Below are 15,644 nucleotides of genomic sequence, written 5' to 3'. Positions count from 1 at the left end.
TCCATGTTATCAAGGCCGGTAGCCAGTGATGTAATTTGTGATACATCCATCTTGCGCTCCTGATTAATACGAATATTGAGTAGCTAAAAAGCCAGAAACAGTTATCGGCAATTTGGCGAAATACTTTATATGTGGCATCACTCACGAATGCTTACGCTGCCTCAACGCATAGGCCAGCACTACCACAAAGCACAGCATCGGCAAGCTGTATGCCACGGCGGTACTGACGTGGTCAGAAAGCAGGCCCATGAAATAGGGCATGATCGCGCCGCCGACAATCGCCATGATCATAAACGAGCTAGCCTGTTTGGTGGATTCGCCAAGATTTTTAACGCCCATGGCAAAGATGGTTGGGAACATGGTGGACATAAAGAAGAAGATGGCGATCAATGCAACCACGGAGACATCGCCCGCGCCCAGCATCACAACCGCGCACAGCACGATGTTGATCAGCGCGTAAGCCGCCAGCATCACTGCTGGTTTTACTCGTCCCAATAGCCAGGTGGAGAAAAAGCGTCCGAGCATAAAGCAGATCATCGCAACCGAAAGCATATAAGCCGCGCTTTGGTTGGTCACGCCGTGCCAGTGTTCGGTGGCATAGTTAATAAAGAAGGCGCCAACGCCAACCTGCGCGGCAACATAAAAGAACTGCGCAATTACGCCGCCGACAAAATGTTTTTGCTGCCATAACGTGGCGCCTGGCTGCTGAATATGTTGGCTGGCGGATTCACGAATATCCGGCAAAGCGGTGCGTTTAAATAACAGCGCGATGGCAATAACTACGCATGCAATTACGACATAGGTGATTTTCACGCTGTCCTGCGCCGCATCCTGGCTGGCCTGAGTAAAGAACAGCGAGCCGCCAATCATCGGTCCAACAAACTGCCCTAACCCGTTAAAGGATTGCGCCAGATTGAGACGACGTTCCGCGCCATTGGGATCGCCCAGCACCGTGGCATACGGGTTCGCAGCGGTTTCGAGGCAACCGAGCCCGCACGCCAGCACGAACAACGCAAACAGGAATACCGAGAAGTTATTGACCATCGCCGCTGGCACAAACAGCAGTGCGCCAATCGCATACAGTGATAATCCCGCCAATATTCCGGCTTTATAACCGTGACGCTGCATAAAATAACCTGCCGGCAGCGCGACTATAAAATAGGCACCGAAATAGGCGGCCTGTAATAATCCCGATTGTGCTTTGGTGACGTTTAACGTTTCCTGAAAGTGTTTATTCAGCACATCCAGCAGGCCGTATGACACGCCCCACATAAAAAACAGGGTGGTAATTAGCATGAACGCCCAGCGCAGGCTAATAGTTCCCCTGACGCCCATATTTTCAGGCGTCTCGACGCGTTGTGTAGACATGGTTATATCCTCGTAGGGTACAGTCGGTAAGTGTTGTTATTGGTCCTGCAAAGAGAATATTCGCGCCATCGCCACCCATTTTTCCCCTTCGGGCGTCCAGGGCGTTGGCTGTTGGAACTGCCACATCAGCGCTTCCCAGCGCTGAATATGCGGATCCTGTTCAGATGCCTGAGCAAAATCCTGCGTGTTAAAGCTATCGTTGACCTCCATCAGCATAAAAAGTCGGGTGCCAAGCCGGTAAATCTCCATATTTTCGATGCCGTGCTGGCGCAAATGCTGCGCCACTTCCGGCCAGATGCGCTGATGCAGGCGCTGGTATTCAGCGATCTTCTCTGCATCGTCCACCAGATCCAGCGCCAGACAATAACGCCTGGTTGCGCCACTCATGACAGCGCCCGATCGAGATGCAGATAGCCGCCATCGACGCTCAGCCACTCGCCGGTGGTGTGTGAAGCGCGCGACGACAGCAAAAACACCACCGTGTTAGCGATCTCTTGCGGCGTGGTCATGCGTTGGCCGAGCGGAATACGCTGGGTGATTTTCTCCAGTTCGGATTGCGGATCGGCGAAGGTGCCGATCCAGCGTTCATACAGCGGCGTCATCACTTCTGCGGGCACCACGGCGTTGACCCGCACGCCGCTGTGTCGCAGTGACACCGCCCACTCGCGCGTCAGTGAAAGAATCGCCCCTTTCGCCGCGCAGTAGCCGCTGGTGCCGCCCTGCCCGCTCAGCGCGGTTTTGGACGCAATATTAACAATCGATCCCCGGCTGTTTTCCAGCGCTTGCTGGCAGAAATGCGTCATCTGGTAATAGTGGATGAGGTTCTTTTCCAGCGAGGAGACAAAGGCGCTGCGCCCGGCTTCCAGCCCAACGCCATCGTTGACGCCAGCATTATTTACTAGCCCGTCGATGCGACCAAACTGCTGCTGCACGGCTTCCACCGCTTGCTGGCAGTTATGCTCGTCGCAGAGATCGGCGAGCAGCACTTCGCTTTGTGGCTGCAATTCGCGTAGCGCGGCCAGCCACATCTCTTCTGGCTGTGCGTTACTGACGATGACGGGAATCGCGCCCTCTTCCGCCAGCAGACGTGAGATGCCGGCGCCAATGCCCGATCCGCCGCCGGTGACGATAATCACTTTATCCTGCAAAAACAGATTCATTCTTCTCTCCTGTCAGGCTGTAAACCTGCGCGGCGGTGTTGCCCCAAATGGCGGCCTGTTCGTCAGCGGACAGCTCCGCTAGCGCATCGTCAACTAACTGCGCCACCGTGTAATATTCCGCTGCCAGCAGGCAAACTGGCCAATCTGAACCAAACATCAGGCGATGCGGGCCAAAACGCGCCAGCGCCTCATCAATAAAGGGCCGTAGCTGCGCGCCGCTCCACTGACCGTGCGGTGCTTCGGTGACCAGTCCGGACAATTTGCACACCACGTGCGGCATCGCGGCCAGTTCTGTAACCTGCTCGCCCCACGCCTGTGCGCCGCGCGCAACATCCGGTTTTCCCAGGTGATCGAGCACCAGCCAGTGGCGATCGTGCTGCGCGGCAAAGCGCGTGGCATCGGCCAAATGTCGCCAGGTGACCAGCATTTCCCACACGTAATCTCGCCGCTGAATCTGAGTGATGCCGGTTGCCACGCGCGGTTGCTGCAACCATGCGGCGGGATCCTGTTCATCCTGCACCTGATGACGAAAACCGCGCAGCAACGGATGCTGCAATGCCGTCAACTGCTCCGCCAGATCCGCTGCGGTGACGTCGATCCAGCCAACCACCTGCGTTGCCGGTTGTTGCTGCGCCCACTGCAACAGCTGCTGCGTCTCCGCCACGCACTGCCGCGCCTGCACTGCAATCGAACCCTGCAACTCATGTTGCACCAGCAGCGGCGCGAGATCGTCCGGCAAAAAATCCTGTTGCAGTCGCGTCATTGAATCCGTGATCCACGGAAAGTCCGCCGCGTCGTAGCGCCAGAAATGCTGATGAGCGTCGAATCGCACGTCAGCCTCCCTGCGCGCGATAACGATATTGCTCACGCGAAGCGGGATACATTTCGATCGAGAAGCCAGGCGCGGTGGGCGGCATATAAGCCGCGCCGCGGATTTCGCACGGATTAAGAAAATGTTCGTGCAGATGATCGACGTACTCGATGACCCGACCTTCATGGCTGCCGGCAATACAAACAAAGTCGATCATCGACAGGTGCTGAACGTATTCGCACAGGCCAACGCCGCCCGCATGCGGACACACCGGCAGCTGGTATTTCGCTGCCATCAGCATCACCGCCAGCACTTCATTCACGCCGCCGAGACGACAGGCATCGATCTGCACTACATCAATCGCCTCGCGCATAATCAGCTGCTTAAAGATGATGCGGTTCTGGCACATTTCGCCGGTTGCCACTTTAACCGGCGCAACGCCCTGACGAATTTTGCGATGTCCTTCGATATCATCCGGGCTGGTGGGTTCTTCGATAAACCACGGCCGTGCGAACGCCAGCTGTTGTACCCAATCCACCGCGTCATTCACTTCCCAAACCTGGTTGGCATCGATCATCAGCTGGCGATCCGGCCCCAACACTTCGCGCGCAATGCGCACGCGGCGAATATCATCTTCGAGGTCGCGTCCGACTTTCAGCTTGATGTGGGAGAACCCGGCATCGACTGCCTGCTGGCAAAGACGGCGCAGTTTCTCGTCGTCGTAGCCAAGCCAGCCCGCCGACGTGGTGTAGCAAGGATAACCGTGCTGCTCGAGCTGGCGGATGCGCTCCGCTTTTCCTGCCTGCTGCGCCGTCAGCAATGCCAGTGCTTCGTCCGGCGTGATGCAGTCGGTGAGATAACGGAAATCGATGCAGCGTACCAGTTCCTGCGGCGACATATCGGCCACCAGCCGCCACAGCGGCTTCTCTTCTGATTTCGCCCATAAATCCCATACCGCGTTGACCACCGCGCCGGTCGCCAGATGAATCGCGCCTTTGTCCGGTCCGATCCAGCGTAGCTGGCTGTCGCTGGTGATATCGCGCCAGAATTGCCCCATATCGGCGGTAATCGACTCTAGCTGACGGCCGACGATCAAGTGCTCAAGTGCACGTATTGCGGCACAGCAAATCTCATTGCCGCGCCCGATGGTAAAGGTCAAACCGTGACCGCTGATCGCCACGTTATCGGTCTCGATAATGACGTAAGCAGCTGAATAATCGGGGTCTGGATTCATCGCATCCGAACCATCGAGGTGTTGCGAAGTGGGAAAACGGATATCTTCCACGCGCAGTGCCGTAAGTTTGGTCATTATTCGCTGCCCTCGGTGATTTGACGCTGCTCGCCCAGCCCGGCGATGCCCAATCTGATCACTTGCCCCGCACGCAGATAGACCGGCGGTTTCTGCCCCATGCCGACGCCCGGCGGCGTACCGGTGGAGATGATGTCGCCTGGCTGCAAACTCATAAAACGGCTGAGATAGCTGATGATGTGCGCGACCGAAAAAATCATGGTGCGGGTGTTACCGTTTTGATAGCGCTTGCCGTCAACCTCCAGCCACAGATCGAGCTGCTGCGGATCGGCAATCTCATCGGCGGTCACCAGCCAGGGACCGATCGGGCCAAAAGTGTCGCAGCCTTTGCCTTTGTCCCAGGTGCCGCCGCGTTCGATCTGATATTCACGTTCCGAGACGTCGTTCACCACGCAGTAGCCCGCGACATGCGACAGCGCATCCTCTTCGGCGATGTAGCTGCCGCCTTTGCCGATCACCACGCCCAGTTCCACTTCCCAGTCGGTTTTCACCGAGCCGCGCGGAATGCGCACCGCATCATTTGGCCCGACTACCGCGCTGGTCCATTTGCCAAACACCACCGGCTCCAGCGGGATGTCGGCGCCGGTTTCGGCGGCATGATCGGCATAGTTCAGGCCGATGCAGATGAATTTGCCAATCTGTCCGACGCAGGCACCAATGCGTGGCTCACCATTAATTTTCGGCAGTTCACTGAGCGGCAGCTGGCGCAGTCTTTCCAGCGCGGACGGCAGCAGCGCATCGCCCGCCAAATCATCGATGAAGTGCGACAAATCGCGCAATTCGCCCTGCTCATCCAGCATTGCCGGACGCTCTTTGCCCGGTTCGCCGACACGTAATAATTTCATTCTTCCACTCCTGTTAGTTGCTCCAGCCGCCATCGATAATCTGTGCGGTGCCGGTGGTATAGGCGCTGGCATCGGAAGCCAGATAGGCCGCCAGATAAGCGATCTCTTCTGTGGTGCCGATACGGCCAATCGGTTGACGCGCGACAAAGGCGTTATAAACCTCGGTTTCGCTGCGCCCTTCCGCCTGCGCCTGCGCGGCAATGCGCTGACGCAGCGACGGTGAATCGATGGTGCCGGGGCAAATGGCGTTGCAGCGAATGCCTTGACCAATGTAATCGGCCGCCACCGAACGCGTCAGGCCAATCACTGCTGCTTTAGTGGCGCTGTAGGCGAAGCGATTAACCACGCCTTTCACACTCGATGCCACCGATGACATGTTGATGATCGACCCATGCTGCTGTTGCAGCATCGCGGGCAGAAACGCCTGGATCATGTGAAACATCGCCGTGACGTTGAGGTCGAGCGCGAACTGCCACTCCTTTTCGCTGCATTCCAGCAGGCTGCCGCTGTGAACCACGCCAGCACAGTTGAACAGCACATCCAGCGTGCCGATCTCCTGCGCCGCCGCGCTAATCGCCTGGCGATCGGTGACATCGAGTTGGTAGGCGCGAATGCCGGGTAAATCATGCAGCGCGGCAATGTTGATATCGCTGGCGATGACGTCTGCGCCTTGCTGAGCAAAGTAGCGCGCACTGGCCAAGCCGATGCCTTGTCCGGCAGCGGTGATCAACACGCGTTTTCCATGTAAATTCATTGCATTTCCTCTGGTCCAAAGATCTAATGGTCAGGCCATTGAAAGGTGATTTTTTCCCAGCGGGAGAGCAAAATATCGCTGGCTACTTTTTCGCTTACGCATTACGTTTTATTGACAATTGCGTAACATTGACAAGTGTCCTGACGATTATTTGTGCAACTGATCACTTAATTTATTTAGACAGGGAGCAGCGCAATGCCGATCAAAAAGATGGAAAACCCCAGGCTTTACAGACAAATAGCAGACCAACTGATTGCGCTTATCGACAATAACGAATTTCCGCCCGGCAGCCGCCTGCCAGCGGAGCGTGAGTTGGCTGAGCAGCTGCAGGTCAGTCGTGCATCGGTGCGAGAAGCGTTGATCGCGCTCGAGGTGATTGGTCTGGTGGATGTGAAGGTCGGCAATGGCGTGATTGTGAAAGCGCGTTCCAGTACGCAGGAGCCGGTAATGATGCAGGCCGGACGCGATCAGTGGAATGAGCCGGATGATGAGCTGGGTATCAACCTGGATTTCTCTACCGAGCTGCCACCCTTCTCGCTGCTGCAAGCCCGACGTTTGATTGAACCGGAAGCCGCTGCGCTTGCTGCGGTGCATGCCAGCGAGCAGGAACTGGCGCTGATCCGCGCGGCTTATCAGCAAAACTGCGAGGATAACCGCGCGCAATCGCGCACCCATCCCGGCGACCGCCTGTTCCATATCCGCATTGCCCAGGCGAGCGGCAATCCTGCCTATGGATTTATCATCGGTCACCTGCTCGGCCATCGCTATGGCAGCATGTTCCGTATGTTGCAGGCGCACTACACGCCCAGCGATATGCCGGTTGTCTCAGAATCCGAGCATATGGCGATTCTTTCCGCGCTGGAGAAACGCGATGCAAAAGCAGCGAGAAGCGCGATGAAGAAGCATATTGATCGGGTGATCGCGACTTTTGAGCGTGTGCAGGAGTGAGAGGATTATGCGCGCCTGGTCGCCATGAATGGCGACCCTACGGGATCGAGCGGTTGCCGCCCTTGCAGCGTACTTCAGATAGGATCCGTCTTCACTCTTTTCCCTATATCCTTCAGCTGGGAATATTTCTCCAGCAGTTGGGGCGCATCATCCAGGCTCATCGCGAACATCCAGAGATAAGTCATGACGGAATAGATATGGCCGGCATCGGTTCCACCGCGTAAAGCCATGGTGAAAATGGTCATGGCAAACAATATAGCGGTGACCGCGCCAATCGAAAGATATCCCATCGCTTCGCGATCTGACAGGCGGATACGCAGTCCCGCCAGCACCCGATAATGTCTGCTCAAGGATGCCGCCGGCGCACTGCTGACAAAGCCCACTTCTTTTTCAAGTCGACCATTAAGCCGGAAAAATAGGGCCTCATTTTTATTGGTGTAACCTGGCAGAAAAAACGAAAAGAACACTAAAACGGCCAGGCAGGCGATGCCCGACCAGAATTCAATCGCCAGCAGCATCAACGCCGCCCCGGTGATAGAAGCCAGGGAAGTAATCAATACCGGCAGATGTTTTTCAAAGAAGTCGACGAACTCCCTTGAAAGCGCAACGCGCGCGGCGATGGTTGAATGACTGTGATTTTCCCGACGCTGGGCCACAATAACCGGCACTGCCAGTTCAGCATAAATCCTCGCGAAGGTGCGCGTATCAAGGCTGCGCCTGGCGGCACCAATCACCCACATGGTAAAAACCATCAAGGCATAAAATACCGCATGCCATGCCTTGCCCGCGACGATGGCATTGATGGCAAAACCGGCCAGCAGTGGATAAAGCAGATAGGTCACGTTTTCGGCGATAACCAGCAATAAGGTAAAGAAAAGCTTTCTGTAATGACGGCGTCCAATGTTTTTAAGGGTATTAACCGCGCTGCCGGTGACGTTGACCGGCTCAATAATTTCATGCGTTTGCATAGGATCAATTTCTGTTAATATTAATTTGAGCGAATGCTCAAATTCTGATGAGAAGTCTATTTGAGCAACTGCTCAAAGTCAACGGAGCCGCAAGATGAAAGAAACCAAGGAAGCGCTGAAAGCCCGCATATTGGATGGCGCTGCCGCGCTATTCATAGAGAAAGGGATCGAGAACGTTGCAACGCGCGAACTCACCGAAAGGCTCTCAATCTCCCGTAGCCATATTTACTATTATTTCAGCGACTGGCAGACGCTATGCATCGAAGCCCTGACAAGGTATCTACAGAACGAGCTGGATGACTTTTCACGATCCATTGAATCAACGCCACCTGCTGACAAACTGAATACTGCCATTGAAAACTATTTGCCGGATGCCCCGGACGCCGTCTGGCAGCTTTATGGTTCACTCTGGCAGATGGCGGGCCGCGACAAAGCCTTTGCTGAGCTGGCAGAATTGTTTATTAACAAGTGGACCCAATTCATCACCGCCATCGTTGATGAAGGGATTGCTCAAGGTGTTTACCGTCCTGTTGAAAGCGCGCGTTTTACACGCCAGCTCGGCGCCATGCTTAACGGCTATGCCGACAGCCTGATGATCAGCCCTAGTCCGGCAAAACATCGTGAAGCTGTTGAGGATATTCAGGCATTTATTCGGCTTACGCTTTGAGGTGTTTTTTAGGTGAGTGGATTGGCAGGTCAGATGCATACTTATTAGCCTGCCAAAAGTGATCCTATATTGTCCTTTAGCTTCTCTGAACATCTCATCTACGTGTGCTTTTTTTAACCTCTCTATTTTTCAAACTGTTATCACTCCCGTTAACAAAAAACCATTCTCCAGTGGCGCACAGAAATCATTGCTGGCCTGCTTCAATGCCCGAAACAAAGGTGCGGATGATTAGTTTTTTTTCACTCTAAATAATTCCTCAACAGTTCCGATAACCACCCTCAAGAACAACACCAATAAGAAAATTCTTATTTCCCAGGGCAGGTTATCTATGAATCAGACCATCTCATCTCCGGCTTGTGGCCTGCACTCGATGCGCTCCGTGCGCTCAATTTTAATCAGAGGCTGAGCCATGACTCAAAATCCCCCTCTGCAGGTCGCTGCCCATAACGCCCTTTCAAAGGTTCAGGAGACGACACAATATCCTTTCGTTAGTGCACCCATGCTTCCAAGCCGGGAGGGACCGGCAGGCATTCGTTACGACTTTAACGATGGTGCACGTGTCTTGCTGCCGGAAGGCCGCTGGCGCGTTGCGCTCATAGATGAGGATTCAGGCAACATTCTGTTCCACTGTGAATCCGGCGCAGGCTGGGTGACGTCTGCTAAAAAGTATTACATCCGCTTTCGCATTCGGGTCTGGCGTGGTGATGAGACCTCACCTCTGCTTGATGAAGTGCTTTCGCTCAGGGATCAGCATGTGTTGATTTCATTTCCAGTCGGCACACTGGGTGACCTGCTAGGGTGGTTCCATTACGCCGAACGCTTTCGCACTCAACATGGATGCAGACTTGAGTGCAGTATGGCGCCCAACATCATCACACTACTGGAAGGCCAGTACCCCGACATTCGTTTTTCGACTCCTGCAGAGGCGGCGTGCGCGCCTTATGCCACTTACCGCATCGGTTTATTTTTTGGCGGGAACGATACCCATCAACCACTCGATTTTCGCCAGACCGGTTTTCACCGTATCGCCGGGCACATTCTGGGCGTCGACCATCGGGAAGAAGCGCCTCGGCTTAATCTCAGCGCCCCGCGAACGATCGCCGAGCCCTACGTCTGTATTGGTGTGCAGTCAACCTGCCAAGCCAAATTCTGGAACAACGGCCGCGGCTGGGCCGAGGTGGTAACACACCTTAAAACGCTGGGCTACCGAGTCCTTTGCATTGATCGCGACCCAACGACAGGCCACGGTTTTGTCTGGAATCACATCCCTTACGGTGCGGAAGACTTCACCGGCAACCTTCCGCTGCAGGACCGAGTGGATCTGCTGACACACGCGAGCTTCTTTATCGGGCTATCCAGCGGCCTCTCATGGCTTGCCTGGGCGTCGCAGATTCCCGTGGTGCTGATCAGCGGCTTCACGCTGCCAGGCGCTGAGTTTTTCACCCCCTGGCGGGTGTTCAGCAGCCATGGCTGCAGCGGATGCTGGGACAGCATGCATGAAAAATTCGATCACCAGGACTACTTCTGGTGTCCCCGTCACAAGGGAACTGATCGACAGTTCGAGTGCACCCGGCTTATCACCGGTAGACAAGTAAATGGCGTGATTGACCGTCTCGACGCGCAAATCCGTGGAAATCAAAAAACGTAACTAAACCCCCCATGCGTAATCGACATTTACTCGCAGGGAACAAAACTTTTAAGAGGCAGGGACATGAATAAGGCTTACAGAATTGTCTGGAGCGCTGCGCGCCAGGCGTGGGTTGTTGCGTCAGAACGTGCTGGTTGCGGTGGGCGACCACCCATGGCCGTGAAGCGCATCGTCGGCACACTCCTCCTGATGGGAATGGCAGGTACTGCCGCCGCTACGACCTATGATGGCACGACAGTGAGCTCTGGTAGCTTAACGCTGAATAACGGAGACATTGCCAACAATATCTCGGTGATCAGCGGCGGAAACCTGAACGTGAACAACGGCGGGTTGGTGACCAGTAGTAACGTAGGTAACGGCGTAAACCTTTCCAACATCGTTGTTTCCAGTGGCGGCAGCGCAGTTTCTACTATCGTCAACTCTTCAGGCAGGCAGTACGTAAACAGCGGCGGCAGCGCCACCGGTACCATCCTGAATGGTGGTTCTGAAATCATTTATGTTGGTGCGCATGTTTCGGGCTCCACTGTTAACAGCCGTGCACAGCAGGAAGTTTATGGCAACGTGACATCGACTACCGTTAATAACGGTGGCTCCCTTCTGGTTCTTGGCGGGACAACACAGTCGACCCACGTGACATCCGGTGGTCTTGAGTACGTTATCAGTGGAACAAGTGAATCTGCGCTCATTGATGCTTGGGGCACCCAGACTATTTACTCCGGAGCCAATGCGGTGTCAGCGGTCATTGCAGGCGGGACTCAGCGGGTTAGCGGCTCGGCAATCGATACCACAGTGAAGTCAGGCGGGGTCCAGTACGTCAGTAGCGGCGGTTCCTCCACCGGTACCATTATTGAAGCAAATGCTTCTCAGGGCATCTACGGCACCGCCACCTCCACTCAGGTGAACTCGGGCGGTGCTGAGTATGTTTACGGTGGCGGCACCGCAAGCCTCACCACCGTTAAAGACGCTGCTTACATGCAAATTTTCACTGGTGGGTCAGCCTCACAGGCAACCATTAATTCAGGTGGCACCCTTTATGCTTTCGAGGGTGCTAACGCGACAGATCTGGTCATTAATGCCGGCGGCCGTCTCAATACTTTCACCGGTGCTACATTAAGCGGCACAAACGCGCTGGGCGAATTTTCGATCATCTCAGGCCATGCTAAAAACGTGCTGCTTGAGAACAACGGCTCATTAACCGTAGACGCCACTGATTCTTCAGAGAGTACCATTATTAATCAGGGCGGCGCCGAATACGTGAACGGCAGCGCTTCCGGCAGTGTGGTAAATAATGGTGGTGTGCAACGCGTTATGGCTGGAGGCACGGCCAATGGTACAACTGCCAATGCCGGTGGTGAGCAGCAGGTTTACGGTACCGCTATTTCAACGACGGTTAACTCCGGTGGCGCACTTTCCGTGTTTGACGGCGGCGTCGCAAAACAGGCGATGATTAATAGCGGCGGTTCTTTATCGGTCAATAGTGGAGGTACCGCGACAGATACCACCGTTCAGGCTGACGGACTGCTGAATATAGCTGATGGAGGAATTCTGACACTTGCCGACAATCATTTTGTGAACAACGGTACGACAGCTTACGATACAGCCAGCGACATGTCCCTGGATACTAATCTGTCTGGTACCGGTCAGTTGACTAAGAACGGAAGCGGCACGCTGACGCTCGGTGGCACCCTTGCTCAGTCGCAGGTGAATCTGAATGCCGGTTCGCTGATTATGGATGGTTTGCAGGCCACCACTGACATAGTGGCGATCTCCGGCACATCACTATCTCTGGTGAACAGTGCCAGCCTGACGGGTATCATCGACCCGACCGATGTCAACATCGACAGCAGCAGTACCTGGAATATTACGGGCGACTCGTTGGTTGACACGCTGACCAATGCCGGCAGCATTGTTTTTGCCGCACCTCAGGGTACGTTCACTCCTCGCACGCTCACCGTGACCAATCTTGTTGGCAATGGGGGGACCATTACCCTGAATACCGTTGCAGGCAACAGCAGTTCACCTACCGATAAATTGATCATTGATGGCGGTCAGGCGACGGGCAGCACAGGTCTGCGAGTGCTAAACCGCGGTGGACTGGGTGCACAGACCACTGGAAACGGGATCAACCTGGTAAGTGCGATTAACGGCGCAACAACAGATTCAGGAGCCTTCAGTCTTAACCAGCCGCTGGTAGCAGGCGCCTATTCCTACAGTCTTTACCGTAATGCCGATCAGAGTTGGTATCTGACCTCCCAGCAAATCAGTACCTCAACACCTGCCACGCCTGCAACACCTGCAACGCCGGGCACACCGGATCAGGACAGTGGAACAGGCACACCGGTTAGCAACACAGTCAACTACCGTGATGGCATGTGGAGCTATGCTGCACTTCCTGCTCTTTCGTTCGATTATGACCGCCTGGTTGCAGGCACCGCCGATACACGTTTCCATTATGCCCAGGACAGCCGTATGTGGGGCCGCGTGGTGGCAGGTCAGTTGCGTCACGACAATAATGGCAGCCTGACTGGCGGCGGGGTTCCGGAAAGCAGCGGCGCTTATAGCTTCCTGCAAATTGGCGGCGACCTCTGGCAGTTCTCGGGATCCACTGCCGAATGGCGTGCCGGTATTTACGGTGCAACCGGGTTGATGCGCAGTGACGTCTGGCGTGATGGTGGGAAAAGTGAAGCGGGCACCGATCGTGATACCGTCTACACGGGTGGCGCCTATCTTTCAGGTCAGAGCCATGAAGGATTGCGTTTAGATGGCCTGTTGCAGATAAGCCATCACAGCATTTCCACGGCCTCCAATGACGGCACGCGGTTGTCGACATCAGGCACCGGTTGGCTTGCTTCGGCACAGGCTGGACAAGCGTTCATGCTGTCTCCTGCCCTGTCGCTTGAGCCACAACTGCAATACACCATCCAGGGCATTTCACTGGATAATGCACAGGACGATGCCGCATCACTGGACTGGTCTGACAGTCGCCGCCAGTCCGTTCAGGCGGGATTGAGGATCGGTACACCTCTGAGTAACCCGGCGAAAGTGCTCTGGTGGGTCACACCTTCACTGACACAATCTTTTGGTGGCCATAGCAACGTATCAGCCTCTGTGCAGGGCGTTTCAGATTCAACGGCTTCATTCCGCACTGACCTTTCAGGCACCAGTATCGGCCTGAACGGTGGCGTAAACGCGCAAATTCGTGAGAATGTTAAGCTCGGCGTACAAGGTGGATATTCCGAAGCGCTTCACGGTGGTGAGTCTGGCGGCTTCTACGGTCTGGTCAATCTGGGCTATTCATTCCGCTAAGCGGCAATACAGTGCCGGGCATAGCTGCCCGGCGCTTCTTGTTCATATACTCCGCAGTTCCACCGTATTAGTAAATATCGTCTGCAGGCCTCATCAGGAAGTATTGGCGCTATTAAAAACGATCATCGTCACATTATCCACAATCTAATAGCATTAAATAATGGACTCATTATTTGAGAATGCACGTCATTAATCTGATTAATCAAAAAACCCTTCACTAATTCACTTTCAGCAGCCACACTGTCAACCAAATTAATCAAGTATAAATAAATAATATGACATTGAGTGTGGCTTATATATGACCATGCTGCAATAAAACATAACATTAACGCATATAGCAAAAAAGTTTCATATTGCGGATGATTCACTACACGCGCTGAACATCATCAATACTGCTATGGATATGAGAAACGAGCAATGTACTCTAACTCAATATGGATCATGTTAGAAAAGTCAGTAAATATCATCGGGCTCATTTATATCAATGCACTGATGGCAAAATACATTGGCCCTGAAGACTTTGGTAAGATCAACATTTCAACTTCTCTATTTATATTTGTGCAAACGCTGTCGTGGTTTGGTGGTCAGAACATCCTGTTTAAGCGCATGAGTGAAAATACTAAGTCAGGAATTGCGTTAGCGATGCACACGCAAAATCAACGGCGTATTTTCTTCCTGCTGTCATCAAGCTCAGTGTTGATCTATCTCTATTTTTTCACAGACATCATTGTTTTTTTATTTGGTGTGGCCAACGGTATTGCCACCTACTATATCGTGATGGACTTCTTTTCCATCTACAACAACACCCAGTTAAAATCAAAAATCAACACCATCACTAATGTGATTGGCTTATCTGTTGCCCTGGTGATTCGGTTCTATATCTCACACTTAAAACTGCCAGTGTACTACTTCACCCTGCCGATTATTCTCATTCCGCTGATACCTTACATCCTGCGTCTCCTCTATTTTAAATATACGACAAAAATAAATGAGAATCGTAAGGGCGCCGGAATGTATAACCGGCATATGCTGTTTGCCGGGGGGGCGCTGATTTTATCGAGCCTATCTGCGGACATCTACACGCAGATATCGAGTATTTTTCTGGCTAAAATCCTTTCTTACTCAAACCTGGGCGTTTATAGCGTCGCGTTAACCATAGGAGGTGCCTGGTCATTTATCGTGCTGGCGTTAATAACAAGCTTCTTCTCAAAGATCTACAGCGAAAAAGATCAAATCACCGTTGAAATGCTGCTGATTAAAATCAATCGCATTGTCATCCTGTTTTCGCTTATTGCGTTAGGTGGATTCTATATTTTTGGTGATTATTTTATCCATTTATTGTATGGCGATAAGTATATGGATTCGGTAAATATCATTCCAATTATTATCATTGGTACGATGTTCTCTGCATTAGGCACAATTTGCTATCGCTATATGATAAAAGAGTCCGGATACAGTTACCTGGCTAAAAAGATGTTTTTATGCTGTGTCTTAACCATACCGCTATCCTGGCTAATGATTAATTCTTACGGGATTAATGGGGCTGCATACTGTTTTTTGATCGTTGAGATTTTGTCTTGCACTTTACTCAATTACTTCTTCAGAAATAAAACAATCATCAAAATGCATCTTAACATTTTCAAACTGAGATAATTTTAATGAAAATGATAAAACACACAGTCAAATCCGCATTAAAAATCAGCGCTCACATGTACCCGGAATTTTGCGCAAAAACTCACTATTATATTAAGTTCAAGAAAAAGCTGAACTTAACCAACCCGATCAATTTCAATGAAAAAATTCAGTGGCTTAAATTCAATGAGCTAAATGGTGACATTTATACGTTGTGCGCGGATAAGT

13 protein-coding genes are annotated in these 15,644 nt (G+C 53.1%); 5 read left to right on the top strand and 8 right to left on the bottom strand.

Going from position 1 to position 15,644, the window contains the following annotated elements; genetic code table 11:
- Nucleotides 1–141 precede the first annotated feature (141 nt).
- Genes fucP through RTY00_RS05235 form a run of 7 tightly spaced genes read right to left on the bottom strand, consistent with a single transcriptional unit; the run spans nt 142 to nt 6,247 of the window.
- The gene (gene fucP, locus RTY00_RS05265) at nt 142–1,368 is read right to left on the bottom strand and encodes an L-fucose:H+ symporter permease (protein ID WP_312663677.1); all 1,227 of its coding nucleotides are present in this window, start codon (nt 1,366–1,368) and stop codon (nt 142–144) included.
- Between the two features lie 36 nt (nt 1,369–1,404).
- Nucleotides 1,405–1,755 (bottom strand): L-rhamnose mutarotase, encoded by a 351-nt coding sequence (locus RTY00_RS05260; RefSeq protein ID WP_312663676.1) that lies wholly within the window; start codon nt 1,753–1,755, stop codon nt 1,405–1,407.
- A complete protein-coding gene (locus tag RTY00_RS05255) occupies nt 1,752–2,528 on the bottom strand; it encodes an SDR family oxidoreductase (RefSeq protein ID WP_312663675.1) in 777 nt (258 codons plus the stop codon). Before RTY00_RS05255 ends, RTY00_RS05260 begins: the two co-directional genes overlap by 4 nt.
- On the bottom strand, nt 2,506–3,360 hold the full coding sequence (locus RTY00_RS05250) for an amidohydrolase family protein (protein ID WP_312663673.1): 855 nt from the start codon (nt 3,358–3,360) through the stop codon (nt 2,506–2,508). Before RTY00_RS05250 ends, RTY00_RS05255 begins: the two co-directional genes overlap by 23 nt.
- Before the next feature lies 1 nt (nt 3,361).
- Complete coding sequence (locus tag RTY00_RS05245; RefSeq protein ID WP_312663672.1) at nt 3,362–4,648, bottom strand: L-fuconate dehydratase; 1,287 nt, start codon at nt 4,646–4,648, stop codon at nt 3,362–3,364.
- Nucleotides 4,648–5,493 carry a fumarylacetoacetate hydrolase family protein gene (locus RTY00_RS05240; RefSeq protein WP_312663671.1) on the bottom strand — a complete coding sequence of 282 codons (846 nt, stop codon included), beginning with the start codon at nt 5,491–5,493 and terminating at the stop codon, nt 4,648–4,650. Before RTY00_RS05240 ends, RTY00_RS05245 begins: the two co-directional genes overlap by 1 nt.
- 13 nt (nt 5,494–5,506) lie before the next feature.
- A complete protein-coding gene (locus RTY00_RS05235; RefSeq protein ID WP_312663670.1) occupies nt 5,507–6,247 on the bottom strand; it encodes an SDR family oxidoreductase in 741 nt (246 codons plus the stop codon).
- A gap of 195 nt (nt 6,248–6,442) precedes the next feature.
- On the opposite strand from RTY00_RS05235, the gene RTY00_RS05230 reads away from it, so the two are divergent.
- The gene (locus tag RTY00_RS05230) at nt 6,443–7,195 is read left to right on the top strand and encodes a FadR/GntR family transcriptional regulator (RefSeq protein ID WP_061718963.1); all 753 of its coding nucleotides are present in this window, start codon (nt 6,443–6,445) and stop codon (nt 7,193–7,195) included.
- Nucleotides 7,196–7,269: 74 nt separating this feature from the next.
- On the opposite strand, the gene RTY00_RS05225 is transcribed toward RTY00_RS05230, so the two are convergent.
- The gene (locus tag RTY00_RS05225; RefSeq protein ID WP_312663669.1) at nt 7,270–8,163 is read right to left on the bottom strand and encodes an ABC transporter six-transmembrane domain-containing protein; all 894 of its coding nucleotides are present in this window, start codon (nt 8,161–8,163) and stop codon (nt 7,270–7,272) included.
- A 94-nt stretch (nt 8,164–8,257) separates the two neighbouring features.
- Here RTY00_RS05225 and RTY00_RS05220 point away from each other — a divergent pair, with 94 nt between their 5' ends.
- The 4 genes from RTY00_RS05220 (at nt 8,258) to RTY00_RS05205 (ending at nt 15,437) form a co-directional block, all read left to right on the top strand.
- The gene (locus RTY00_RS05220; RefSeq protein ID WP_312663668.1) at nt 8,258–8,830 is read left to right on the top strand and encodes a TetR/AcrR family transcriptional regulator; all 573 of its coding nucleotides are present in this window, start codon (nt 8,258–8,260) and stop codon (nt 8,828–8,830) included.
- Nucleotides 8,831–9,329: 499 nt separating this feature from the next.
- Complete coding sequence (locus RTY00_RS05215) at nt 9,330–10,478, top strand: autotransporter strand-loop-strand O-heptosyltransferase (RefSeq protein WP_312663679.1); 1,149 nt, start codon at nt 9,330–9,332, stop codon at nt 10,476–10,478.
- A 63-nt stretch (nt 10,479–10,541) separates the two neighbouring features.
- Nucleotides 10,542–13,784: an AIDA repeat-containing protein gene (locus tag RTY00_RS05210; RefSeq protein ID WP_312663667.1), complete on the top strand. Its 3,243-nt coding sequence runs from the start codon at nt 10,542–10,544 to the stop codon at nt 13,782–13,784.
- Between the two features lie 417 nt (nt 13,785–14,201).
- The gene (locus RTY00_RS05205) at nt 14,202–15,437 is read left to right on the top strand and encodes an oligosaccharide flippase family protein (RefSeq protein ID WP_409519118.1); all 1,236 of its coding nucleotides are present in this window, start codon (nt 14,202–14,204) and stop codon (nt 15,435–15,437) included.
- The last annotated feature ends 207 nt before the right edge of the window (nt 15,438–15,644 follow it).

The organism is Pantoea sp. CTOTU49201 (genome assembly GCF_032054795.1).
GTDB classification, from domain to species: domain Bacteria; phylum Pseudomonadota; class Gammaproteobacteria; order Enterobacterales; family Enterobacteriaceae; genus Pantoea; species Pantoea symbiotica.
Note: the sequence above shows the minus strand (reverse complement) of the source record. Positions and strands in the feature narration are given on the sequence as shown.